22 protein-coding genes are annotated in these 26,306 nt (G+C 40.1%); 21 read left to right on the top strand and 1 reads right to left on the bottom strand.

Annotated features, from left to right (window positions below; translation table 11 throughout):
- Window positions 1-9: 9 nt before the first annotated feature.
- Window positions 10-960, bottom strand: coding sequence for a glycosyltransferase family 10 domain-containing protein (locus tag CP950_RS07170; RefSeq protein ID WP_096673774.1), 951 nt, complete (start codon window positions 958-960; stop codon window positions 10-12).
- A gap of 189 nt (window positions 961-1,149) precedes the next feature.
- Here CP950_RS07170 and CP950_RS07175 point away from each other — a divergent pair, with 189 nt between their 5' ends.
- The 21 genes from CP950_RS07175 (at window position 1,150) to CP950_RS07280 (ending at window position 26,104) form a co-directional block, all read left to right on the top strand.
- Window positions 1,150-2,022: a DUF6492 family protein gene (locus tag CP950_RS07175; protein WP_096673776.1), complete on the top strand. Its 873-nt coding sequence runs from the start codon at window positions 1,150-1,152 to the stop codon at window positions 2,020-2,022.
- An 8-nt stretch (window positions 2,023-2,030) separates the two neighbouring features.
- Window positions 2,031-3,860, top strand: a complete 1,830-nt coding sequence (locus CP950_RS07180) for a hypothetical protein (RefSeq protein ID WP_096673779.1) — start codon at window positions 2,031-2,033, stop codon at window positions 3,858-3,860.
- An 80-nt stretch (window positions 3,861-3,940) separates the two neighbouring features.
- Window positions 3,941-5,011 (top strand): hypothetical protein, encoded by a 1,071-nt coding sequence (locus CP950_RS07185; RefSeq protein ID WP_096673782.1) that lies wholly within the window; start codon window positions 3,941-3,943, stop codon window positions 5,009-5,011.
- A gap of 313 nt (window positions 5,012-5,324) precedes the next feature.
- On the top strand, window positions 5,325-6,791 hold the full coding sequence (locus CP950_RS07190; protein WP_133092093.1) for a hypothetical protein: 1,467 nt from the start codon (window positions 5,325-5,327) through the stop codon (window positions 6,789-6,791).
- A 164-nt stretch (window positions 6,792-6,955) separates the two neighbouring features.
- Window positions 6,956-7,366 carry a hypothetical protein gene (locus CP950_RS07195; protein WP_096673787.1) on the top strand — a complete coding sequence of 137 codons (411 nt, stop codon included), beginning with the start codon at window positions 6,956-6,958 and terminating at the stop codon, window positions 7,364-7,366.
- Window positions 7,359-7,757: a hypothetical protein gene (locus CP950_RS07200; protein ID WP_096673789.1), complete on the top strand. Its 399-nt coding sequence runs from the start codon at window positions 7,359-7,361 to the stop codon at window positions 7,755-7,757. Before CP950_RS07195 ends, CP950_RS07200 begins: the two co-directional genes overlap by 8 nt.
- Before the next feature lie 641 nt (window positions 7,758-8,398).
- Entirely contained in the window at window positions 8,399-9,604 is a 1,206-nt protein-coding gene (locus CP950_RS07210) for a hypothetical protein (protein ID WP_096673796.1), read from the top strand.
- A gap of 90 nt (window positions 9,605-9,694) precedes the next feature.
- A complete protein-coding gene (locus tag CP950_RS07215) occupies window positions 9,695-10,636 on the top strand; it encodes a GDP-L-fucose synthase family protein (RefSeq protein ID WP_207760232.1) in 942 nt (313 codons plus the stop codon).
- A 4-nt stretch (window positions 10,637-10,640) separates the two neighbouring features.
- Window positions 10,641-12,122, top strand: coding sequence for a mannose-1-phosphate guanylyltransferase/mannose-6-phosphate isomerase (locus CP950_RS07220; protein WP_096673799.1), 1,482 nt, complete (start codon window positions 10,641-10,643; stop codon window positions 12,120-12,122).
- A gap of 2 nt (window positions 12,123-12,124) precedes the next feature.
- Complete coding sequence (gene gmd, locus CP950_RS07225; protein ID WP_096673802.1) at window positions 12,125-13,267, top strand: GDP-mannose 4,6-dehydratase; 1,143 nt, start codon at window positions 12,125-12,127, stop codon at window positions 13,265-13,267.
- Window positions 13,268-13,298: 31 nt separating this feature from the next.
- On the top strand, window positions 13,299-14,537 hold the full coding sequence (locus tag CP950_RS07230; protein ID WP_096673805.1) for a class I SAM-dependent methyltransferase: 1,239 nt from the start codon (window positions 13,299-13,301) through the stop codon (window positions 14,535-14,537).
- Window positions 14,538-14,634: 97 nt separating this feature from the next.
- Entirely contained in the window at window positions 14,635-15,372 is a 738-nt protein-coding gene (locus CP950_RS07235; protein ID WP_096673807.1) for a TylF/MycF/NovP-related O-methyltransferase, read from the top strand.
- 34 nt (window positions 15,373-15,406) lie between these two features.
- Entirely contained in the window at window positions 15,407-16,468 is a 1,062-nt protein-coding gene (locus CP950_RS07240; RefSeq protein WP_096673810.1) for a WavE lipopolysaccharide synthesis family protein, read from the top strand.
- Between the two features lie 15 nt (window positions 16,469-16,483).
- Window positions 16,484-17,782 carry an MATE family efflux transporter gene (locus CP950_RS07245; protein WP_108720884.1) on the top strand — a complete coding sequence of 433 codons (1,299 nt, stop codon included), beginning with the start codon at window positions 16,484-16,486 and terminating at the stop codon, window positions 17,780-17,782.
- A gap of 13 nt (window positions 17,783-17,795) precedes the next feature.
- Window positions 17,796-18,821 carry a class II aldolase/adducin family protein gene (locus tag CP950_RS07250; protein WP_165766423.1) on the top strand — a complete coding sequence of 342 codons (1,026 nt, stop codon included), beginning with the start codon at window positions 17,796-17,798 and terminating at the stop codon, window positions 18,819-18,821.
- Window positions 18,822-18,831: 10 nt separating this feature from the next.
- Window positions 18,832-20,478 (top strand): NTP transferase domain-containing protein, encoded by a 1,647-nt coding sequence (locus tag CP950_RS07255; protein WP_096673818.1) that lies wholly within the window; start codon window positions 18,832-18,834, stop codon window positions 20,476-20,478.
- A 2-nt stretch (window positions 20,479-20,480) separates the two neighbouring features.
- A complete protein-coding gene (locus tag CP950_RS07260) occupies window positions 20,481-21,098 on the top strand; it encodes a phosphatidylinositol-specific phospholipase C/glycerophosphodiester phosphodiesterase family protein (RefSeq protein ID WP_243391945.1) in 618 nt (205 codons plus the stop codon).
- Window positions 21,092-23,107: a hypothetical protein gene (locus CP950_RS07265; RefSeq protein ID WP_096673821.1), complete on the top strand. Its 2,016-nt coding sequence runs from the start codon at window positions 21,092-21,094 to the stop codon at window positions 23,105-23,107. Before CP950_RS07260 ends, CP950_RS07265 begins: the two co-directional genes overlap by 7 nt.
- A complete protein-coding gene (locus CP950_RS07270) occupies window positions 23,104-23,880 on the top strand; it encodes an HAD family hydrolase (protein WP_096673823.1) in 777 nt (258 codons plus the stop codon). The genes CP950_RS07265 and CP950_RS07270 overlap by 4 nt, the downstream gene beginning before the upstream one ends.
- A 9-nt stretch (window positions 23,881-23,889) precedes the next feature.
- On the top strand, window positions 23,890-24,891 hold the full coding sequence (locus CP950_RS07275) for a glycosyltransferase family 2 protein (protein WP_096673825.1): 1,002 nt from the start codon (window positions 23,890-23,892) through the stop codon (window positions 24,889-24,891).
- Window positions 24,892-25,000: 109 nt separating this feature from the next.
- A complete protein-coding gene (locus CP950_RS07280) occupies window positions 25,001-26,104 on the top strand; it encodes a glycosyltransferase family 4 protein (protein ID WP_096673827.1) in 1,104 nt (367 codons plus the stop codon).
- Window positions 26,105-26,306: the final 202 nt, after the last annotated feature.

The following is a 26,306-nucleotide window of genomic DNA, read 5'->3' on the forward strand; positions in this document are numbered from 1 at the left end:
GGCGGGGCGTTACAGCGCTCTTTTGATCATCTCAGCAATAAATTGCTTTGCGTGTTCGAGAGTGGGGGTATTAAGAAGTAAGGGTTGGTCACAAAACTGACTCAGATACTCCGTTGAATCTAAAAGTTCAGCCAATGGAGCATAGTTTTCATACGCCATTGGTTCAAGATTAATGAAGGCAGCTGGATTAAAGTCAGCGCAAACATTACTATCTGTCCAAGTGATGGGTAGTGCACCAGCCTGAAATGCTTCAGGTATTTTTTCGGTGTAATAGCCTGGATAAAGCGAGTTCTCGGGGCAGAGGTTAAAGGCATATTTCTGCAACTCATCTATTTTGACGAAATGGCTTTGATGGTGATTTTTGATAGATCGATCAAAGTGGGAACCTAAGCCCTCCACTGGAATTGATCTACTGACCGCGGCAAAAAGAGATTTGCGGGGTTCTTGCAAATGCGATGTGATCATGCATGCTGCGCGCTGCCTTTTAAGGAAAGCGTCACCCAGGTTTTGCTTAAGGCGGGTTAGAGAGAGCAACTCTCCATAGCGAGGGTTGGTATTGCCGGTAATACCTTCATGAGACCAGTCCACTACGTCATACCAATAGGGTAGACGCAGGTGATCAGAACTTGTAATGCCTAGATCAAACGTAATAGAAAAGTCAGTAGGCAGTGCATATGGTCTTTTATTCTCGCAAGTATGAAAAAGACTAATGGGGGGCGTGGATCGAGCGCTTATTAATGGCTCTAAAGACGCTTGCATCTTTGAGACCATGGGACGCAACGGTTTTGGAACCCATGCATGCGCCTTACGGGGAGAAAAAAAAGCACCATAAATGAGAATGTCGCATTGCTGTGGTTTTACCCAGGCAAGTGAATAACCCAATTGTTGAATAAGGAGTGGCAAAACGCCAGTGTGATAGTCACGCTGGCAGCCTAACAGGGCAATTTTGATAGTTTTCATCACTGAATATGTCGGAAATAATATGAAGTCGGAATATAAGGCGACAGCCTATAATACTTCTTAGTTTGTTCCTGTCGGCGCTTAAGATCAAAAAAATAATGTTGCTCACTAAATAAAGTTTAATGCAGCGTTTTCAAAATTACTCGCAATCATCTAATTAGATCTACTGACCTTACTCGAGAAAATTATTTGAAGCCCCATATCGACCAACTAATCTCTGTTTGTTCTAAAAAAGATGCTGCTACTTGGAAAATAGCTTCCCCGTATATAGCAAAAAATATTTCATCCAGCATTTATAGTGTGATTGTTCCTGAAGATGAAATTGAGTTTTTTAAAAATATATCGCCATCGTCATTTAACGTAATTGGTGAATCGCTTTTAGCGGATCAATTCTCTGGTGAAATTAAAAGTCGTCTGTCTGAAAAGACAAAAAGTCAATATGGTTGGTATTTGCAGCAATTTCTTAAGCTGGCAGCGGCAAATGATTGCTTGCCAAACGAAACAGTGTTGATATGGGATGCTGATACTATTCCATTAAAACCACTGACATTTATGGACGAGAAATCCCGCTTGATTTTTTATCAAAGTGATGAGTATCATCAACCGTACTTTGATTTCATATCCCGTTTATTGGGTTTGGAAAAAAAAGTGGCTTTTTCTTTCATTGCGCAGTGCTTTGTAATGAAGGCAGCTTGGCTGCAGCAGTTTTGTAATGAACTTGAGATTAAATATCAAAAGCCTTGGATAAAAGTACTGCTCGAAAATATTAATTTTGACGAGGGTAATGGCTTTTCAGAGTATGAAACATTAGGAACTTACTTTTCATACCATTACGCAGATTCCATAGCCTTTACGAAAAATAAATGGTTAAGACTGGGGAACTCAACAGTGGGCAGCGCAGTTTTCTTGAGTCCAAAATTAATCAAGAAAAAGTTGAGCCTCTATGATTTTGTAAGTTTTGAGAAATGGGATAAAGCCAAGCCTTATTTTTTGAAGGTTACAGCCCCCTTTTTCCTTAAGGTCTTTTTGCCTTCCTTATTTAAATTTAACTCAAAAACTTGAGACGCTATATGGGTGAGCTAATTAATAAAAATATCGCATCAATCTTATTTGTTCATGCTGGTGAAAGTAAGCATCCAATCTACTTAGTAGATACACTTGCGATCACACTGAAAATTGCCAAAAAAAGCCAAATATTTTTATTAACTAATCAATTACACATTCCATCAGTTGAAGAGGGTCTCGCAAAACTATCTCAAACTGAATTAGAGAGAATTACTTTTGTAGCAATCGAGAGCATTCCTCAGGGCGCTCTAACGAAGAACTTCCAGCTAAATGCAAAATTGGATCGTAATTTTAGAGACGGGTTTTGGTTTGCGGCGTCCTATCGCTTTTTTGTCATTGCAGACTTCATGCTTTATTTGGGGATGGAAAATTGCATCCATCTTGAAAACGACGTGATTTGTTATTTTGATCCCACTGACAAATTGAAGGAGTTTAGAAGTTTTTCACGGTTTTCGGTGCCACTCGATCGTGTTCGTGCAATTCCCAGCATTGTCTGGTTTCAGGATGCGGCTATTGCCTCCAAATTAGCAAGCTTTATTGCAGATCATTCAGATCAAAATGATATGGATACGCTGGGGGCATTTTGTACAAATCTTGGCTCAGATATTCGGCCTTTGCCAACGGTGCCCCTTAGCTATGCTGACTCAAAAGGGATGGCTGCAGATCGCTACTGTCAGGGTGAAGATCTTTTTGGCGGAATATTTGATGCAGCTGCAATTGGGCAGTACATCGGCGGGGTTCATTGGATGAATGACCCTTCCGATACACGTTTCTTTGAAAACGAAAGTAGCGATTTCCATATTAAAGACTGCAAATTGGGGTGGGAATATCAAGGCCACTTTCGCTCTCCTTTTTTGAGCTTTAACGGCGTTTCCACCAAGGTATTGGTATTGCATGTGCACTCCAAGGATTTGTTAGGATTGTCCCCATTTAATTCAGGGGTACCGAGTGATCCGAGTGAGATTCTGACGGGAGAGAGAATTCAAGGATTGGCGGATTTAACCATCAGCTCTAATGAAGTAACGTTATTTCACGGGCGAGATAATATAATCACGAAAAAAATCTTAGAGATTCCGCAAAAAGAAGCAACCAGCTGGTTTAAAAAGAAAAAATATGACGAGCCTCCGAATTTGAGTTTTTTAGCCGAATGTCAAAACGTTAAATCTATTTTCGTCTACACCCATTTATTGCCTTATTTTCAAAAATTTATTGCGCCTCGCTTGCATGATCCTTACGTACTGGTAACCCATAACTCTGATCACGGAGTCTCCCTCGATCAATTGGATTTATTAAATCATCCTAAGCTGATTGCTTGGTTTGCGCAAAACTGTGAAATCAGCCACTCCAAGCTAAAGTCGTTACCAATTGGTTTGGCCAATAAGCAGTGGGGGGTAACACGTTTGATGGAGCTATTTAAGGCGGCTTGTGAGTATAAAAAAACAAACGCTCTGTATGTGAACTTTAGTCAATTAACGAGCTTAAAAAGACAAGGCATCATTGAGTTTTTGGGAAAAATTGCAGGTGTGACGATGGGATTGCCTGTTTCGTATGACCAATACATTTTGGAGATGGCGAAACATAAATTCTGCTTGTGCCCTAGAGGCAACGGGATAGATACATATCAGTTTTGGGAGGCTCAGTATGTGGACACGATCCCCATTATTCTCAGAGAAGACTGGACCCAAGCCTACTCAAATTTACCCGTCTTGTTACTTAATTCATGGACAGATTTACAAAATATAGATTTGCAGGAAAGCTATATTCGGATCTCGAGTGAAAATTACGATAGATCCTCGCTACGCCTTAAATATTATCAAAATCAACTTCATGCTTAAAATAGAGTGCGCCCGTTGAGATTATTTCAAGCTTGAACTGAGGCAATTATTTTTTACAAACTTTTAAATAGGCCGTTAACTTGAATATTGGATTCCACTCAAATTCCCTGACCTTGCGCGGCGCTGAAATTGCACTTTTTGACTATGCCTTCCATAATCAAGCGCTGTTAAATAATCACTCGGTTATTTTTTATAAGAAACAAGAAAAGAGCGACCCTCAGGTTATTGTTAAGTTTCAAAAGCACTTTCCTGTTTTTGCCTATGAAACGATAGAGGAGTTAGAGGCTCTAGCGCAAACTCACCATTTGGATTTAATGTACTTTATTAAGTCTGGTGAACGCGATAGTAATATTTTGACCGGTGTGCCTTGCGCGGTTCATGCTGTATTCCCTGTAAAGCCCGATCAATTTCATGGGGACCGATTTGCATTTGTCTCACAATGGCTATCTAAGGAGTATTCCAACAATCAGGTGCCTTTTGTCCCGCATATGATTTATTTGCCTGCGGTCACAGGAGATTTACGTGAGCAGTTACAAATTCCGCCAGCTGCTACGGTATTGGGATGCTATGGGGGCTCTGACAGCTTTAATTTAAAGTTTGTGCATGACGTCATCATGCAGGTGCTAAACAAGCGCTCAGACTTGTACTTCCTCTTTATGAATATCGCCCCTTTTGCAACCCACAAACATATTCTCTTTTTACCGGGGAATTCTGATATGAATTTCAAAATGCAATTCATTAATACGTGTGATGGCATGATCCATGCTCGCGGTATCGGTGAGAGTTTTGGCATTGCCTGTGGAGAATTTTCCATCAAGGGCAAGCCTGTAATGACCTATGCTTTTTCTCCTCAACGCAGTCATATTGAAATATTGGGTGATAAAGCGATTTTGTATCAAGGGCGTCAGGATCTAGAAAAGCAATTACTGGCCTTTACAAGGCAGGTTCAGCATAAAAAGAGTTGGGATGCCTATTCGGAGCGCTTTTCGCCCGCGGCAGTGATGAACCAATTCAATACCGTGTTTATAGCGGGTAATTTCCTTGAAAAACATATTACAATTAATGGCTTGAGTTTTTTAGATCGCATGGTTTTAAGGAAGTTTCGTTTCTTGCGTAAGATTCGTAATTGGAGAAAAAAAATCTATATCTGATTTTTAACTTTGAGTATTCTTAACTGCCCTATGGAGTCAAGACCGCCACGACTCAGCTTGTTGTGTGATCTTCTCAGAAATGAAGCCATTTGTAAGTAATCCAATTTTTTGATTGTTCCAATATTTATTTTTTAATGTAGCTCCAATTATTTGAAAGTGGGAGACTATTTGTATTTTGCGAAAATCAAAAGGGGTGCTTTATATCACTGATCATTTTTGAGTGACACCCATTTTTTTAGACTAAGTCCAGTAACAATTAAGAGTAATTTTGAAAATTAAAATCCCTTTAATCCAGTCCCCCTACCTATCCTTTTTGAAACAATTCTTTCAAGTTTGGATCCTCTTGACCACTGCCATTCTGTTAGTGGTTTGGGCCTTGCCACACACCATCGCCGCCAGAAACATCGCTCTATTTACCGGGCTCTTCGCCGCATTGTGTTGGTTAATCCTTGAAAACCCCAAGTTAGGCTGGAAAGACTGTTGGCCCAGTATTTGTCTGCTCTTAGTCCCGGCCTGGGTACTTTTCCACTGGTACTTCATTTCCATCCTTAAAGATCAACAGTGGCAGGAGCTCAGTAGTACCTGGCTTAGAGTTTGTGTGGCAGTCCTTCTGGGATCCGTTTCGGGCATCATGATTTCCAAAAAACCGAGACAAATTCTCTGGATTATCTCTGCCATTATTCTTCTCCCAACCATCACGTTTGTGATGTATCTGCATCAAGTCTACTTAGTGAAGACCTGGATTTTGCCAACTGGCATGTACTACGGCGCTTTTAAACAAGCCAAGTTCTCCATGGTCTACTTTGTGGTCTGTCAGGCGCTAGTGGGCTTTGGTCTGATTTTTTGCGCTATTCAGGGGCAGGCTAGCGAAAAGTCATTGGAAAACATAGTGGGGCGCAAAAATAAGCAAACCCCTCTATGGAGCCTATTCTTAGGGGTGGCCTTGGTTTTAATAGCGCTGGTTGATTTTATTGCCGTGCGCGGCTTGAATGGGATTATTGTTAGCGGCATGGGCTTCATAGTCTGTGTATTCACCGTGTTTTACCAAAGTGCCGCTGCCCATTTAAAAAGGGAGCAAGCTGGCAGTCGCAGAGCAAGCATTTTCATGCGCGGACTCTTGATAATCATATTGATTGGTGCAGGCTTATACGCCTTTTGGTCCTATGACCAGCGCTATGAAGGCAAGTTATCTCACTTAGCAGGAGATATCCAAATTGCTACGCAGATCGACCAAAATCAAACGTGGATTAGGGATGGGCGGCCAATGGCAGACCCGGTAGATTTAACTGGGCGGCCAATTAATGGCAGTACTTATGAGCGGGTGTCTTGGTTTATTAAAGGTTTGCGGCTTATTCAAGACAATCCTTTGGGCAATGGCGTGTCACATCAGGGATTTGGGCATTACATGCGCGCAGAGTATCCCAAATCAACGGTGTTAATGACCCATAGCGCGTGGGTTGACTTTACCTTAGGACTGGGACTACCCGGCTTAGTATTGACTTGGCTAGCTATCTTGGGGGTCATTAGTAAATTACAGCGCAACTATTTATCAAAAAATGCCCTCTTAGATTCAAAATTACTAAATGTTAGTTTTTATCGACAGCTTATTACTAGTGTTGGCTTGTGGCTTATTTTGGGAATGTTTTGCTTTTGGGTGATTGGTGAAGTGAGTGAGCGCGAATACATTGAACATTATTTTTTCCTAGTCGCCTTATTTGGTATGGCTTTATATACCCCACCCATCAAGAATCAAGTGCCTAAGAGCCCGGCAGGCATCTAATTAAAATAAGTTTGATTTGCGTTGGATTACCTGGAAACATGAGCCATTTAAGCAGAGCTAATTTGTGGATATTGAAGCCTAAAAGCTTATAAATATTTTTAGTATATGAGTTAGGGTAAGTTGATTAAGTTTTAAAAAAAACACGATGAATAGTCAGGACAGAGATGCAAGCTCCCGCTGAACCCAACCAAATCAAGAAGGCTGAAATCTCCCTTTTAGACATTGTGCAATTTGGAATAGGCGCTTGGAAAAAGCTCGCCATTGCAGCTTTCATTGGAGCGATCTTAGGATTTGGTGCCTGGACCCTTTTTGGCTCATATTCTGCTGAGTATGTCTTGTTCAATAACGCTAGCACCAACAGCAACAGCAACAGCAACACTACTTACGCGTTAGACCTGGTGTATTGGAAGATGATTCAAAAAAGTCTGCCTAACTTAGCGGCGCAAATAATAGATGAAGGCGTGATTCCTGGCGATCAAGTTAGCCTTTACAAAAGCCTGCAAAATGATCAGTGGTGGCAAAAAAATATCATTCCTAGTTACGCTCTCTCTAAATTACCAACATTTTTTGACTAATTCGGAAAAAGACTGGATTTTAGTTCTAGAGGATGATGCAATTTTTAAGGAAAAATTTGGGCTTAAAATCAAAAAGCAGTTGGAGGACATTCCTGATTTAGTTGGTGCAATATTTATTGGGGGTGGCTTTCCTCAAGAGCGGACATCTTTAACTCTTGGAGAGTGGGGAAACTTCCTAATAAAACATCATCCAGCTACCAATACAACTATAGGTTATATGCTCAGGAGATCTGCTGTTGAAAAAATCATGAAGGATTTTTCAACCTTTGATATGCCAATTGATTATGAGTTGGCCTACCTATTGATGCGCACCAATACGCTGGTATTTCACCAAGACCCATATTCTATTCAAGAGGGCTCGAAATTGGTATATTCATCATCTATAAGATAAATAACTGCCTTCAGCGTACTAATAAGGTGATGTACTGCTGAGTTTGGCCATAATATTTACTTAATGACGATCTGAATGTTCCGCTCAACCTGAGAGGCGGATTTGCGTCGAATTTTATTGCTGAGAATCCTTAACTTAAGTTAATAGAAGTGATTGCTCACATTTATAAATCGAGTCCTAACATCATCTTTAAAGTTTGGTAGCAACATCATCGAGATTTTGAATGAACGTAAAGTAGGTTTTAATACATATTTATAGTGGTAATTGGTAGATTAAGCGCCGTATATGTCTTTCGAGGAGCTATTTCGGGCTTTATCGGATGAAGGCCGTCATGTAAGTCGCTAATACTCTGGGTAGCAATCACTATCTCGGCCACTGTCATTTGCTGGCTGATATTCCAGATTTTACTGGTCTGTAGGCCTGATAACAGCATAAATCAGCTTCAAGTGCCGCTTGCATAAGTCTTGGGAAAGTATTTCGAAATCCGGGGAGTGAGTATTATGCATCTTGGGGTAAGTAATGAGCCATATAGATCTCCATAACGGCTGGGAGAATTACCAGTTTCTCCTTGTCGCTATTAGACATTTCCATCAAGTTACAATATTCTCATAAATTAGAATGATTTCAAGGGTGGGTAGCAAATGCAGAACAGCATTGATCAAGGCACGCATAGCGATGAGACTGAAATCTCCCTATTGGATATCGTCAAGTTCCTACTAGATTCTTGGAAAAGACTTGCCTTTGCAGCCCTAGTGGGTGCCGGATTGGGTTTAACTGGCTGGTTTATTTTGGGAAGCTACTCCGCTGAATATGTACTACTGAACAACACCAACACCAACACCAACACCAACACCAACACCAACACCAACACATACGGACTGGACTTATTGTCCTGGAAGGTGATCCAAAAAAGCCTGCCTAATTTAGCCACTCAAATAGTAGAGGATGGTAAGGCCCCGGAGGGTCAAGCAGAGCTCTATAGGACTCTCACTGGTGATCAATGGTGGCAGAAAAATGTAATACCGAGCTATGCTCTTTCTAAGGCGGATACGAAGGACTTAGCGGGCGTCAGTAAAGAATTTGATGGTGCCAGTACTACGATCCTCAGCGTAGCAGTCAGTGCAAGCGGCTCTAGTAAACAGGGTGCAATTGATGCTGTCAGAGGGGCTGCCCAGTTTTTACGATCTGGAGGGGCTTATCTGCAGATACGCAGTATGCTAAACGCTTACGAGGGCGAAGTCATTAGCGCTGCGGGGGAGATCCAAAGAAAAATCACGGGCACGCAAATTGAGATGGGCTACCAACAACAGCGCGCCAAGTCTTTGGAGGTCCTAAACAAGCGCTACCCTAGTAATTCTAGCGTTGGTCAACAAGTAGTTGATCCTAAAGAATCGGGCGCTAAGTATCTTCCCATTACCACTCAAATTATTGCAGCAAATAATGACATTAACCAGTCAAAAGAGTCGCTAAATAGGTTGGAGGACCGCTTGGCTCAGCTCGCTTTAACCAAGTCATTTCTTGATGAGGCGCTTCCTAAAATAGAAACTACCTTTGATGGCTTAGTTTTAGATAAAGAGCTCCTTGAGATTGAGGCAAAGTTACGTACCAAAATTGGTAAGGATGATCCCAAGCAGAAAGAAATCTTAGATCAAATTCGCTCGCAACTGTTAATAATTCAGGCACGTTTTACGAAGGGCTTGGAAGCTAATACGGCGCCTACTAGTAGTGGCAAGAAGGGTATGATCAAAAGTACGGCAGGCGGATTGGCTGGAGGATTTTTCTTAGTGCTTATGTTGCTCCTAGGTCAACGCGTGTGGACTGGCATTAAAAGCGGTGGCACTAAGTGAGGGTCGGTATACAAACTAGCGCTCGGGATCGGGCATTAGCGGGCTTAACTTTCTAAGTATGAACAATTAAATCAACACTTGATATTGCCGATGACAATTCCAAAAGATTCCAAAATATACGTTGCTGGCCATAGGGGCTTGGTAGGCTCTGCCATTGTGCGGCGTCTGGAGTCGGGTGGCTATACCAACTTAGTGGTCCGCACCCATCAAGAATTGGATTTATTGGATCAAGCTTCAGTGAATACGTTTTTTGAATCAGAAAAGCCCGAATACGTTTTTTTAGCAGCGGCGATGGTCGGTGGGATTCAGGCGAACAATACTTATCCTGCTGAATTTATCTATGAGAACCTGATGGTTCAAAATAATGTCATGCATGCAGCCCATAAAGAGGGTGCCAAGTGGTTTTGTTTTTTAGGCTCCAGCTGTATTTATCCCCGCGATTGTCCACAGCCTATTAAGGAAGAATATTTCTTAAGTGGGCCGCTTGAGAAAACCAATGAGCCCTATGCAGTAGCGAAAATTGCTGGTATTGAATTATGTAATGTCTATAACCAAGGCGATGGAACACGTTTTGTGAGTGTGATGCCTACGAACTTGTATGGCCCAAACGATCATTATGATTTAGCTAAAAGCCATGTGTTGCCAGCCTTGATTCGTAAGGTGCATGAGGCAAAGTTACGCGGTGATTCGGAATTGGTTGTGTGGGGCTCCGGAAAACCTTATCGTGAATTTTTGTATGTTGACGATATGGCTGACGCCTGTATTTTCTTGATGGAAAATGGAGTTGAAGAAGGTATGTATAACGTTGGCGTTGGTGAAGATGTGACTATTCGAGAACTAGCCGAAACTGTAATGGATGTGATCGGCTTTCAAGGGCAAATTGTGTTTGATGCCAGTAAGCCCGATGGCACTCCACGCAAGTTGATGGATGTCTCGCAAATGACTGGCTTGGGTTGGAGGTCGACAACAACTATACGCCGTGGCATTGATCTTGCGTATAAAGATTTTTTAAAGCAATCAATTTCGACTTAGATTTATGACCCAAGTTACTCCAGTCATCCTTTGCGGCGGTTCCGGCACGCGTCTTTGGCCCCTATCCCGCTCCGGTTTTCCTAAGCAGTTTTTGGCGCTTTCGTGCGATGACTCTTCTCAAAGTTTGTTTCAGCAGGCGGTTGGTAGATTAAATGCGATAGGGTCTTCCCAGATTCAATTAGGTAATACAGTTGTAGTTACCAATGAAGATCATCGTTTTTTGGTTTTAGACCAATTGCGTGAGCTAGCCAATATTCAAGCAACTCTTTTGTTGGAACCAGTGGGTCGCAATACAGCTCCAGCGCTCACCTTAGCTGCACTCTATGCTGGTGAGCAGGCTGAGGTGGATCCTATTTTGGTAATTACTCCCGCAGATCAAACAATTCAAAATGCTGATGCTTTTACTAAGGCATTGCAGGGCTGTATTCATGTAGTCGCCTCGGATCCGAGCAAGCACACCATTGCTATTTTAGGCATCACCCCAACGGCGCCTGAGACGGGTTATGGCTACATTAAGAAAACTGGTAGCCAAGGTTCTTATGGTGAATTTACTGTCGAGCAATTTGCTGAAAAGCCAGATGCCAAGACAGCCCAAACCTATCTAGATAGCGACCATTATTTTTGGAATAGCGGCATGTTTGTTTTACGAGCCAGCACTTGGTTGGCAAGTCTAAAAGAGTTCCGCTCAGATATTTTTGCTGCCACTGAAACTGCTTTGGTAGCAAGCACGACTGACCAGGCTGGTGGAGTCGAGTTTGTGCGGCCAGACAAAGCCGCATTCAACCCGATTCCTAGTGAGTCGATTGACTATGCTGTGATCGAGAAATGCCCAAGCTCAAACAAATTTACTGTCAAGATGGTTGAGCTCAATGCGGGCTGGAATGACCTCGGCGCTTGGGATGCAGTCTGGCAAGTGGGCAAAAAAGATGACAATGGTAATGTCACTAGTGGCGATACCTTGTTGAGTAATTCAAGTAACTCACTGGTCCACGCAAGTACTCGCTTAGTGAGTGCAGTAGGCGTAGAAAACCTCATCATCATTGAGACAGCGGATGCGGTGCTGGTGGCTGATCGTAAAAATAGCCAAGATGTAAAACATATCGTGAATCAGTTAGAAGCGCAAAAGCGCGAAGAAAAGAATTTGCATCGCAAAGTCGCCAGACCTTGGGGTTGGTATGACTCGGTTGATGAGGGTGAGCGCTTTAAGGTGAAGCGCATTCAGGTAAAGCCGGGCGCGAGTCTCTCCCTACAAATGCATCACCATCGCGCTGAACATTGGATTGTGGTCAAAGGTACTGCTGAGATTACCAATGGTGATCAAGTGATTACGCTGACCGAAAATCAAAGCACTTACATACCGCAAGGACAAACGCACCGTTTAGCCAATCCTGGAGATACCCCTCTAGAGATTATTGAGGTGCAGTCGGGGAGTTATCTTGGTGAAGACGACATTGTGCGCTTTGAAGATACCTACGGCAGAAGTTAATTATGACAAGCGATAACATCAATCCGCAGAAAGTTGCTCTGATCACGGGTATTACTGGCCAAGATGGCTCTTACCTTGCTGAGTTTTTATTAGAAAAGGGCTATATCGTCCACGGTATTAAGCGCCGCGCCTCCTCTTTTAATACCGAGCGTATTGACCATCTTTACCAAGATCCGCACGTTAACCATCCTGATTTGATTCTTCATTACGGGGATTTAACTGACACTAGCAACTTGGTGCGCATCATTCAAGAGTGCCAACCCGATGAGATTTATAACTTGGGTGCACAAAGCCATGTGGCAGTTTCCTTTGAATCACCTGAGTACACGGCTGACGTCGATGCAATGGGCTCACTGCGCATGTTAGAAGCTATTCGTATCTTGGGACTGGAAAAGAAAACCCGTTTTTACCAAGCCTCTACTTCCGAGCTCTATGGTTTAGTGCAAGAAATTCCCCAGAAAGAAACCACGCCTTTTTATCCAAGAAGCCCTTATGCAGTAGCCAAGATGTATGCCTACTGGATTACTGTGAACTATCGTGAAGCTTATGGTATCTATGCCTGTAACGGTATCCTCTTTAATCATGAGTCTAAGCGCCGCGGAGAAACCTTTGTCACGCGCAAAGTAACCCGTGGTTTGGCGAACATTGCTCAAGGCCTTGAGCAATGTCTCTACATGGGTAATATCGATGCCTTGCGTGACTGGGGTCATGCAAAAGACTATGTACGCATGCAGTGGTTAATGCTCCAACAAGATAAGCCTGAAGACTTTGTAATTGCTACTGGTGTGCAGTTCACGGTTCGTGAATTCATTATCCGTAGTGCTAAGCAGCTGGGCATCACCCTCAAATTTGAAGGTGTAGCCGAAAATGAAAAAGCTATTGTGGTTTCTATTGAGGGCGATAAGGCGCCAGCCTTAAAGGTGGGTGACGTGATTGTCCAAATCGATCCACGCTACTACCGCCCTACAGAAGTGGAAACCCTCTTGGGTGATCCGACCAAGGCTAAAGAAAAGCTAGGCTGGGTTCCAGAAATCACCCTTGATGAAATGATCGTTGAGATGGTGGCTAATGATTTAGATCAGGCCAAGCAACATGCCTTGCTGCATAAGCATGGTTACTCAGTAGCGGTTGGTAAAGAGTATTGATTATTTTAATAATGAATGGACAAAAGTGAATATGATTAAAACTATTAAACAATGCAGAATTTGTGGTGGAGATCAGTTGGTGACCGTGATGTCTGTTGGTCAGCAAGCATTGACGGGTGTTTTCCCCAAAAGTCTGAATGAGAGAGTAACATCAGGTCCGGTTGATCTAATCCAATGCTCATCCGAGAATGGCTGTGGTCTTGTGCAGCTCAAGCAAAGTTATGATCTTAGCGAGATGTACGGTATGAATTACGGGTATCGATCTGGATTAAATGCAAGTATGGTTTCCCACTTGCATCAAAAGGTAAAAAGTGTAATCGCGCTAGGCATTCTTCAATCTGGGGATCTTATTGTAGATATCGGAAGTAATGATGCGACCACGTTGCGCGCCTATCCACAGGGAGTATATGAACTTCTTGGGGTTGACCCTACTGGTGTAAAGTTCTCCTCTTTCTATCCGCCTGAAATTAAATTGGCCTCTGATTTTTTTTCCGCAGACGCGGTTGCTAAGGCGGTGGGCAAAAAAAAGGCAAAAGTAATCACTTCATTTTCAATGTTTTACGATTTGGAAGATCCTATTGCGTTTGCACGTGAAATTGAAGCTACTTTAGACGATGAAGGTATTTGGATATTCGAGCAGAGTTATTTGCCAGCCATGCTGCGCACTAATTCATTCGACACCATATGCCATGAACATCTTGAGTTTTATGGATTAAGACAAATTAATTGGATTGCCAGTAAAACTGGGCTTAAGGTTTTGGAAGTTGAATTTAATGATGTCAATGGGGGAAGTTTCTCGATTACAGCGGCAAAAGTAGGTTCAAGCCGTAAACCAAATAGTGAGATTTTGCAAAAAATTCTAAAAGAAGAAGTTGACTTAGGGCTTGAGAATACGAAAGCATTCGATGAATTTAAAGCTAGAGTTGAAATTGAGAGATTGGCGTTGATGAATTTTCTGCAGCAAGCAAAGTTAGATGGCAAGAGAGTTTGTGGCTTAGGGGCATCCACCAAGGGTAATGTCCTTCTTCAGTATTACGGAATAGGTAGTGAATTACTTGAGTGCATAGGTGAGGTAAATCCTGATAAATTTGGCTGCTTCACGCCGGGAACACTTATTCCATTGGTTAATGAGGAGGTCTTATTGGCATCTAATCCCGACTATTTATTGATTTTGCCTTGGCATTTTAGAGGCTTCTTTGAGGCTTTGCCAAAATTAAAAGGTAGGTCATTGATATTTCCTTTGCCACATTTCGAGATTATTAATCTTTAAATTGTTTGCTAATTTCTTTTTCCCTCTGTAACAGAGAGGGATTGGAAATTTCTCAATTAGCTTTAACCGCCTTAACTATAATTTTCAGGAATTTAATATGCGCAATCCCTTGTATCCTCTTAAACCTTTCTTCAACAATGTTTTTTCAAAGGTTGGATTTGCTCTTGGTATTGGGCTATCTCAAAATATGCCCACCTTAAGGTGGGAGATAGAAAGAAGAGCCGTTAAATCAACTGCTGACTATATCGATGAGAACATGACGAACGCAATTGTATTTAATGCTCATTGGGAGTTATTAAACTATTCGGTAGATAGGTCAAAAAAAGATGGACTTATTATGGAATTTGGTGTTTACAAAGGAAAAACGCTAAACTATTTAGCAGATAGAATTAAAAAACACACACCAACTAAAGTAATCTGGGGTTTTGATAGTTTTTCGGGTTTGCCATCCGATTGGTCTGGATACTTTATTACTAAAGAAACTTTTGATCTGCAGGGATATTTGCCAAAAGTAAGAAAAAATACTAGGCTTATCAAGGGTTTTTTTGACAAGTCAATCGATGAGTGGCTTGAAATGAATGATGTTCTAGAGTCTAGTATTTCTCTGTTGCATATTGACAGTGATCTATATGAATCCTGCGTTGTGATTTTGGAAAAACTTAAGAAGTTTATTGTTCCGGGGACATTCATTTTATTTGATGAATATTTTAATTACCCAAATTGGAAAAAGCATGAGTACCTAGCTTTCCAAGAATTTATATCTAAAAATGGAATTAAATATGAATATCTTGCATTTCATGAGCAAAAAGTACTTGTGAAAATCTGCGAGATCTGAGATATTGAATTCCTATTCATTAGAGATTCATTAAGTGTTAATCACTCTCAGAGATTTTGCGGCTAAAATTCTTTTAACTTTCCTGAGTCGAATTGATCGAAAAGCTTATGCTACTTTTATTGAGAGACTCTGTTTTTTTGGCAATAAAGATCCCTCGATTAAAGATTTCGTGACGATTGTGGTTAGGCCAAAAAATAATTACCAAAAAATGGTGGCTTTAGATTCAGCTACCGAAGATGTGGCGATCTTAATTCAAGGGCCGATCGTAAGGGAATGCGACTTTACTATTAATACACTTAAATTATATAAAGAGTACTTCCCAAGAAGTCCAGTGGTTTTTTCAACTTTGGACCATCTTACCCAAATCGAAAAGGATAATATCTCTGCATTAGGGGTCACTATTATTATTTGCAATAAGCCTGTTGTAACTGGTTTTCTTAATTTCAATCTTCAGCGAGAGACGGTTTTAAAAGGACTAAACGCGGTCAATAAACTTGGCGTAACCAAGGTAATAAAAACACGATCTGATCAGCGTATATATAGCCGATTTGCAATTTCTTTTTTGAATGCCTCATTAATTCAATTCCCTTCAAAAAATATTACCGCATGCAAAGGGAGAATATTTTTATTGAGTACAACTACTTTGGCAAATTTTCCACTTCATGTATGCGATATGTTTCAATTTGGATATTTGCAGGATGTTGTCAATTTCTGGAGTATTCCCGCTCACGAGGAGTCGGTTAACCGGGAAGCCTTTACGTCGAAAATGGCTAACAAGATATTAGTAGGGGAGGCATTGATTCAAAAAACAACAATACCTGAGGTTTCCCTTGGAAGATTTTACGCGACTATGCTATACGGTGAGCAGTCCATAGGTGATCCGAGCCTAACTTACCATCGAATGCTCCAAGAGGTTATAGGAGTAGTTGATCAGGGGCAGCTTGATTTATGTTGGCCTAAATATAATTCATTTGAAGTGTCTCAGGATTACCGGGTTCCTTGGATTTTAGAGAGGCTAACATTCGAAAAATGGGTTGCCCTGTATGCTGGACATGCTAAAAAAGTTATTTCATTTAATCCTGATGCACTCATTTGATCAGTGTGTGCATAAATGCTAAAACTATTTATAACAAGAAATTCATTTACAGTCGGAAGTGCTTGGATAAGTCGCATTCTGAATGCAGGAATTTCAATATTTAGTATAAGAATTTTTTTGTCTGGAGTGGGCCCTGACCAATATGCTATTTTTTTGATTCTTAGTAGTTTAATGGCATGGTACATGCTTGCTGATTTTGGCGTTGGTGTTAGTTTACAGAATTACATTTCAGAGCAACGTGCTAAGCAAGAAAAATATGAGGACTATATAGTTACCGGGGGAGTTCTGGCATTGCTGTTGCTAGTTTTTCTAATATGCTTACTGTATGTAGCCTCCCCGTTTGCTTCTAAATTTATATTTAGTTCATTTGTCTTTCTTGGGGAAACACAAAAAACAAATCTTTTTTTTATAGCTGGACTTTTATTCATTGGTATAAGCCTTGGGAGTATTGCTTATAAGGTTTTTTATGCGCAAATTAAGGGCTATTTTTCAAATATTGTTTCAGCAATTTCTTCTGCATTAGGATTGTTGGCACTTTCAGTTGTGATGAGCTCGAAGCAGGAAGATAAGTTATTGATAGGCTTAATTGCGTATTTTGCCCCCTCTTGTTTATTGGCAGTTTTTGTGTTTTCTGTTCAAATTTTCTTCGCGATTAGAGATGCAGGAAAATTTAAATTTATAATTTTTAAAAATATAATTCAAAGAGCATGGCGTTTCTCAATTCTTTATTTAATGCATGCTGCGGTTGTAAATCTTGATTTTATTATTTTGGCTAAATTTTTGCCTCCTTTAGATGTAGTGAAATATGGAATTTTGACAAGAATATTTAGTTTTTCAGCATTTTTTTATACCTCAATATATTCTGCTTTATGGCCTAATTTTTCGGAAGCAATTTACAAGGGTAATTGGAAGTTTGTCAAACTGATTCTCATTAGGGCGATTCTATTCAGCTCATTTCTAATTTTGGCCTATACAATTTTTATAATTATCTTTATTGATGATTTAATTTCTTTCATTTCTCCGGAGAGCGTGGTGACAGTTCCAATAGAATTATTATTATTGCTTGGCGGTTATCACTTGGTCATTGCTTGGGTTCATGGATTTGGTATTCCATTGCAGAGCATGAATGACTTAAAGGGGCTATTATTTTGGACGCCAATACAAGCGGTCATTAGCGTTCTTTTACAAGTAGTTTTGGTTCAACATTTTGGACTATATGGAATAATTTGGGCCCTACTACTCTCTTTTCTTTTGACTATGGCATGGTTGTTGCCAATCAGAGTACTCAAGCATTCTAGGATTGCGAGCATTTAATATGGATGGCGAGATGACAGGAATAACCCTTACCCTATTAAAAGATCTAGCTCAGCTGTCAGCGACTATTGGAAATAATGCTATGCTCTCGCAGGGTGCGGGAGGTAATACCTCGATAAAAATTGACTCAACACTTTGGGTAAAAGCTTCAGGATTTTGGCTTCAAAATGCGAGCATAGAAGATATATTTGTACCTCTTGAATTGAAGGCAGTTAGACGATTAATTGATTCAGGTTCTGACTACGGGATTCAATACAGCGTAGTAGATAAAAGAATAACTTCTCGGCCTTCGATTGAGGCAACATTGCACGCTCTTTTGCCGCAGAAGGTGATCTTACATTGCCACAGCATAAGAGCACTTTCATTTGCTGTTAGGACTGATTCGAATTTCGTTCTAGGTGAGCGACTTAAGGGACTCAATTGGGCTACTGTTCCGTATTGTAGGCCAGGAATGCCATTGACGCTTGCTGTGAAAAAGGTCTTGTGTGAAAAATTGCCAAATGTCCTTATTTTAGAAAATCATGGATTAGTTGTTGCAGCCGAAAATTGCCAAGCTGTCCAGGCATTGCTTAATGAGGTGGAGACAAGATTGAATCGCCCAAAACGGACATGTATTAGCCCAGACATAAATTTGTTATTGGCGATTGCTGCTGGGTCAAATTATAGACTGCCAATTCATGAGATTTGCCACTCTCTTGCTACTAGCCCTATTTCTTCAGAAATAGTAGAGGGTGGTTCCCTTTACCCGGATCAAGTTGTTTTTCTTGGGGTAAATGTAACAGCCGTATCCCGTGATGAGATTTTCAATTATTTATCAGGCGCATATAAGTTAGCGCCATTTATTTTGATTAGAGGAATGGGAGTGCTTGTTAAAAAAGATATATCTCCAAATGCTGAGGAAATGATTCATGCTCTAGCTTTGGTATGCATACACATTGAAAATAAGGATGGCCTTAAATATTTATCGGCTACAGAAGAGAAAGAGCTTTTGGGTTGGGAGGCTGAGCAATACCGTATTTCTTTACAATTAAACAAATGATCACCAGCATATGCAGATAATTATTCCTATGTCTGGCTACGGGGAGCGATTTCGCCGAGCGGGATATGACACTCCAAAGCCTTTAATTGAGGTTGATGGAAGGCCCATAATTGAATATGTCGTAGAGATGTTTCCTGGCGAATCTGATTTTATCTTTATATGCAATAGGGAGCATCTTGAAGAGCCGCGATTTAGAATGCGCGAGATTATTGTGGCTATATGCCCAACAGCAAAAATTATTGGCATTGAGCCACATAAACTCGGGCCAGTTAATGCCATTCTTGAGGCAAAATCACTAATAAAAATTAATCAGCCAGTCATCGTTAATTATTGCGATTTTACTTGCTATTGGGATTATTCCGATTTTAAGAAATTCGTTGAAATTTCATCTTGCGATGGAGTCATACCTTGCTATACCGGTTTTCACCCCCACCTCTTAAGATCTGTAAATTTTGCATATGTGAAGGAAGAAAATAATCGAGTAATAGATATTCAAGAGAAGTTGCCGTTTACTGATATCCCAATGAGCGAATATGCTTCCAGTGGCACGTATTATTTTCGTTCAGGCCAATTGTTGCTGGAGTATTGCTCAAAATCTATGAAATCAGATCTTGCTCTAAACGGGGAATTTTATGTCAGCATGGTATACAAGCCAATGCTAGAGGATGGAAAGGATATAGCGGTTTTCCCTTTGCAGCATTTTATGCAATGGGGTACACCTGAGGACTTAGCTGAATATAGATATTTTTTAAAAATGTTCAAATTGCTAGCTACTACACGCAAAACCTCAGTACATAGTGGAACCATTATGGTTCCAATGGCAGGCCTGGGATCCCGATTCAAAGATAGTGAATTTAAAAAAATAAAACCGCTCATTTCTGTGTCTGGAAGATCTATGGCAATTCAAGCGACTCTGGATTTACCTAAAGCTGATCAATATGTTTTTATCGCTCGAAATGATATGTATCAGTTGAAGAATTTAATTGATGAGCTTCAGACCCAATTTAATCCCTGCAAATTTGTATTGCTTGATAAAAAAACAGATGGTCAAGCAATTACATGCTTAGCTGGAATGGCAGAGGTGAACCATCAGTTGCCATTAACTATCGGCGCTTGCGATAATGGAATGATTTATGACGCAGACAAATTTGATGCTCTACTGTCAGATCCGGAGGTAGATGTAATTATTTGGGGTGCTCGTGGATACCCGGGGGCAAGTCAAAATCCCTCAATGTATGGATGGATTGATTTAGATGGCGATAGTGTTGTTAATGTGTCAGTAAAAAAACCATTGAACAATACGGATATGGATCCGATTATCACTGGAACTTTTACATTTAAGCGTGCGGCAGATTTTCTGCGATCAACCGAAAGAATGATATTGAATAATGGCCTCGTCAATGGAGAGTTTTATGTTGATTCATGTATAAATGAATCAATTGCTCTTGGTTTAAGAGTTCGCATGCTTGAAGTTCAGACATATATTTGCTGGGGGACCCCTGAGGATTTAAAAAGATTCGAGTATTGGCAATCGTGCTTTCATAAATGGAGCAATCATCCCTATCGACTTGAAGCAGATTTGAGTATTCCTGTCGAGGCTCTTTCAGCACTTCGGAAACGATATAGTACAAGTCTCATAAAATTGATGGAAGGCTAATAGTGCTTAAAAATAATTATTTTTCGGAGATATGCAATGTTGAAATAATTTTTCACCGTAGAAACAAAATTTCACAGCTATTGGAGTGCCCTTTAAATTTTGGGGTTGAGGTTGATATCAGGAGTAACGGTAGGGAGCTAATTATTCATCATGATCCTTTTTCCATTGGGGAGCTATTTGAAGAATGGTTAGCCAATTATGAGCATGGAAGGTTGATTCTTAATGTAAAAGAAGAGGGGCTTGAGGAGCCTTTGCTCAAGCTAATGAAAAAATATTCCATTGAGAATTTCTTTTTTTTAGATCAATCATTCCCACATCTTGTGAAAACTGCCTCAAATGGCGAATCTCGGTGTGCGGTCCGAGTATCTGAATTTGAATCACTTGAAACTGCGCTTGCTTTGAGTGGAAAAATCGAGTGGATCTGGGTTGATTTTTTTACGCATTTTCCCCTGGATTGTCAGAAATATCAGAGGTTGAAAAATGCTGGGTTCAAGCTTTGCTTGGTATCCCCAGAGCTTCAGGGTTTTTCGATTAAGGTCGTAGAAAATCTACAAGAAATACTAAGGTCTAGAGGTTTAATTCCTGACGCGGTGTGTACTAAGGTGCCGAATTTATGGTGAACGGGCCTAATAAAATAATTAAATCACCCTTATTTATATTCGGATTACTGGCTCGAGTAATTCTAATTTATTTGACGTATCAATTTACATCTGATCGTCAATTAATAGTATCTTTTTGTCAATTGTTCCATGGAATTTTTAACCTGACATGGTCTAATTTTAATGTGATGGACAAAAATTTATTTATAGAAAACTATGGTTTCTTTATAGGAATAATATTTTCACCATTTGCGATTATTGGATTGGCTCTAGATAGTTTATTTGCTCTAACCGACAAATTTTTAATATTAAGTTTTAGTCTTGTATTGCTTATATCCGACTTACTTGGGTTATTTATTTTAATAAAATTTAATCCTAAGCAGTATTTGATAGTTCTTTTGGCTTATTGGCTGTCCCCTCTATCTTTGGCTTTAACTTATTGGTTTTGGAGCCCCGAAATAGTTTCAATGGTCATATTGATGGCTGCGCTATTGATGTTAAAGAAAAAAAAGATAATCACTTCCGGGATTTTTTTAGGCTTTGCAGCTGCTACTAAGTTGGCAACAGGGGCAATTTTCCCATTTTTAGCGATCTATATTTGGCAAAACCGTAGTATCCGCGCAACGCTACTGAAGTTCCTAATAGCTTATGCAGCTGTAGTTGGAGCATTGCTATTAATGGGAGTTCTCATCAAATCGATTGCTATGTTTGACAAGTTAATTCCAGAATTTCTGCCCCCTTTAATGGTTCAAAATGACATCAATGAATCTTTATTGCTTTACGTATTGTTTTTGTACTCATTATGGTGGTTGAGAAGAACTAATTTTACCGTACTCATGACTGTTCTAGCGGTGAGCGTAATTGTTATAGTATCGTTCCCAGCTAGAGATCTTAGTTGGTATGTATGGGCTATACCATTCTTAGTTTTTTATGCTACAAAAACAACTTGGACTGGTTTTGCGATAGTTTACGCATTTATGGTGTTAGCAACTGTAACTTCTGTAATGGATATTTTGCTAAATTCTAATGCCTCCCTCAAATCATTCTTTATAACTTTAAATTATGCGCTCGTAATTATCCTAGTAGTGCGAATGATTGTAGAGGGCATTCAATTTAATAGTTTCTTTAGGGTCAATCGCCGACCCTTAGTATTCGGGATTGCTGGCGATTCAGGGTCTGGTAAAGATACGCTTGCGGTTGCTCTTAGAAATATTTTTGGTAGTCATTCTGTCTCTATGATGTATGGTGATGCATATCATAAATGGGATCGTAGTGGTGCAATGTGGAGAGCGGTAACACATTTAGATCCTAAGGCAAACAATTTATCCCAAATGACTTCGGATGCAGTTTCTGTGGTTACTGGAAAAACGATTTATCGTAGACACTATAACCATCAAGTCGGGAAATTTACTAGCCCATCACCAATTAAGCCAAATAACGTATTGATAATTTCAGGTCTACATGCGTTATATCAACATCATTTACGAAGCAAGCTAGATGTTAAGATATTTTTAAATACTGATGATATCTTGCGTCAGTATTGGAAAATCCGGAGAGATACCAGCAGTCGAAACCATAAGCTTGCAAGCTTGCAAGAGCTAATAAAATCAAGAAACAAGGATTCAGCTCTTTATATTGCACCACAGGCACTTTATGCTGACATAATTTTTGATTTGGTGCCTATGAATCCCCATTACCTTCTTTCGGAAGACTTTAGTGGGGAAGCGTCTCTAAAACTTAATGTTCGGATAAAAGACGCGATGTATCAAGATGCATTAATACGCATATTAATCGGGATTTGCGGGTTGCATGTTGACTGGGAAATATCAGATGAGGGGCGAATATTTAGCTTGACCGTAGAGGGGGATGTATCGGCAGAAGATATTGCCTTAGGCGCTGCTACATTGGTACCTGACCTTGATGCCCTAATTGAAATTGAGCGAGTCTTTGAGGCAAACGCAATTGGAATTATGCAGTTAATTATCTTAGCTCACACTGAACAAACTTTACATAAGAGAATACTTGAATGACATTAAATATACACAGTGAGAAAGTATTTTTATCGAAGCCAGACGCAGTAATTTTTGATACCGACAATACACTTTATGAATACGACCCAGCTCATCAGAAGGCTATGTTCGCAGTAAATGAAAAAGCAAATAAACTCCTTGGAGTAGCGCCCGAAAATTTTTCTAAGGCGTACATGGAAGCAAGAGATCAAGTAAAAAAGAACCTTGGAAATACCGCAAGCTCACATAGTCGCTTGCTATATTTCCAAAGAACTTTGGAAATCCTTGGTTTAAAAACGCAACTTTTAATGACGCTAGATCTTGAGCAAACCTACTGGCGAATTTTTTTGGGCGCCTCTAAAATATTTCCAGGAATTCAAGACTTTATACAGGATCTTCGGGCGGCTGGGGTTCGTACTGCTATTGTTACTGACTTAACAGCACAAATTCAATTTCGGAAAATAATATATTTTGGACTAGACAACTATTTTGATTATGTTGTAACTTCAGAGGAGGCAGGAGCAGATAAGCCCTCTAAGGCGCCATTTGAAATTGCGTTGAATAAATTGCAGGTTGCACCTGAAAAGTGCTGGATGATTGGAGATAGTGCTGATGCAGATATTGGAGGTGCTAAAAATTTAAACATTACTACTCTCCAAAAAAGACATGCTGGGGTAGTAATTGCAAGCGGGGAAAATACTCCAGATATAGTTTTTGACCATTTTTCTGAACTTCGGGCATTGCTACATAGTAAAAAATGGATACCCCCAGTTTTTGATGAAAATCATGCGTAATCAATAATAATGAGTAACATTAAACTCTCAATTTGTATCCCGACATATAACTTTGGCCTTTTCATTGGCGAAACTTTGGATAGCATAATTGATGAGATGAGCGACCAAATTGAAGTTGTCATTGGGGATGGTGCATCTACTGACAATACGGAGGAGGTTGTCAAAACTTATACGGCTCTTCATTCAAACATTAGATACTTTAAGTTTGAAAAAAAGGGTGGGATTGACCTTGATATAGCTAAAACTATTGATCTAGCTAAGGGTGAACATTGTTGGCTACTATCGAGTGATGATGCCATAGTGCCTGGAGCTATTCAAAGGGTTTTAAAAGAAATAAATAATAAACATGCAATCTATTTATGCAATAGGATTAGCTGTGATCTAAATCTAAAACCAAGGGCAAGTGAGGCTTGGCTCTCCAGTAATATTGCTGATAGTGTTTTTAATTTTTCACATGATAATGATCTTTTGGCTTACTTGGAGTGCTCGCAATCTCTTGGTGCCTTATTTAGTTTTATGAGTTCAATTATTGTTAATCGAGCCTGTTGGTATAGTGAAGGTGATAGGAGTGAATTCATGGGAAGTAATTATGCTCATGTGTGTAGACTTCTTGCTATTGCAAAAAAGGGTGGAACCCTCCAATACATAAAGAAGCCCTTAATTAGCGCCAGGTTCGAAAATGACAGCTTCCTGAATAATGGTATTGCCAAAAGATATTTAATTGATTTGGTAGGTTTTAAATTAATAGCTGAAGAATTTTTTACTCAGAAAGATAATCTTTTTGCTTTTAAGGCTGTAATGCGGCGCGAGCACAAATGGTATTTTCTGCCAAGTTTATCCAGTAAGGTAAAAAGTACTTCTGACTGGGAGGATTTGGTCAAATATTTTAAGTATTATGGCTACAGCCCTTTATTCTTATCTATTTCTCGTCTGTTAGGTAATTTGATACTGCCGATAATCTGCGTTAGAAAAGTAAGAGATTTAATACTGGAATCAAAAAATAAATTTTAGGCTTTTAAGTTTGCCTGTTTATATAGTGTGTCTAATTTATTCTTATCGGCTGATTCCAAGTCATGACTTAAATATTTTCTCATTTTGAATTCTGCTTAGGGGGTGTTGGTTGAAGATTGGAATAGATGGTCGGGCACTTTTGGGCTCGCGAACTGGAGTTGGAAGGTATGTTTATGAGCTCTGCCGTGAAATTGATCTTTTATTACCCTCAGCTCAATTTTACGTTTATAGCCCTTTGCCCTTAGAGTTACCGGTGATTTCTGACAGGTGGACTTTAAGATTAGATGATTCTATTTTTGCTAAATGGTTGAAGCCAGTACTGTGGCTAAAGTTTAGATGCGGCTATTTGTGTAAGCAGGATAACCTGAATGTATTTTGGGGCGCGGCTACTTTTTTACCGGATCTTTCACTTGCGGTGCGGACGGTGGTAACGATCTACGATTTAAATTTTGTTATTGCACCTAAGACTATGAGTTTTACTCATAGATGGGCTTTTAAGTTATTTTTTGTAAAAAATTTGGCTCGTGCAAATATTGTTTTAGCAATCTCAATGGGGACGTCCGAGCGTTTATTAAAAATATTTGGACGTAGGGCGGACGTAATTGTCTGTCCCTCTGTTAATCCATCCTTCGTCCGGCAGCGTGAAGATGTTATTAAAAGTGTTATGAAGAAATATTCATTGGACAGGCCGTATTTACTAGCTGTGGCGACATGGGAGCCTAGAAAAAATCTCGAGTTGCTGATATTAACTTTTTTGGAGATGAAAAACCAGGGGCATTTGAATTCCTACAAGCTAGTATTGGTTGGGGGACGTGGCTGGAAGGATCAGCGTTTATCTGCTCTATCGAGGAAAACTGATCAAATTATTTCGCTAGGCTTTGTGCCGGAAGAATGTTTACCAGCTATTTATACGGGGGCAGATATCTTTATCTTTCCATCGATATATGAAGGCTTTGGAATGCCTGTTGCAGAAGCTCTAGCCTGCGGCACTACAACGATAACCTCTGATACACCCGAGTTACGAGAGGTAGGCGGCAATGATGCCATTTATATAGAGCCAACTTTAGAAGGAATTCGCAGGGGTATATTGGATGGATTAGGGCAGCCTTTAAAACACAACTTTATCGCTCAAGCTACCCACTCATGGGAGGATGGCGCAAGATCCATGGTTACTGCTTTTACTGAATTAATTGGCACTCAAATTAAAAGTTAAACTCCCTAAATATATTCACTGACAAGCATTGGACTTACATCTTTATTAAAAATCTATCTTGATGCTATTTGGATGGGTAATCGTCCCCTAGAACTGTAGTATCCCCTTAGATTCGTACATTTAAAAAGTTGAGTTTTCTGTTGTTTATGGCAGTATTTACAACAGGAGAATCAATATGAAGAAGTCACGATTTACAGAGACC

This window comes from Polynucleobacter meluiroseus (assembly GCF_900205755.1).
Taxonomy (GTDB): domain Bacteria; phylum Pseudomonadota; class Gammaproteobacteria; order Burkholderiales; family Burkholderiaceae; genus Polynucleobacter; species Polynucleobacter meluiroseus.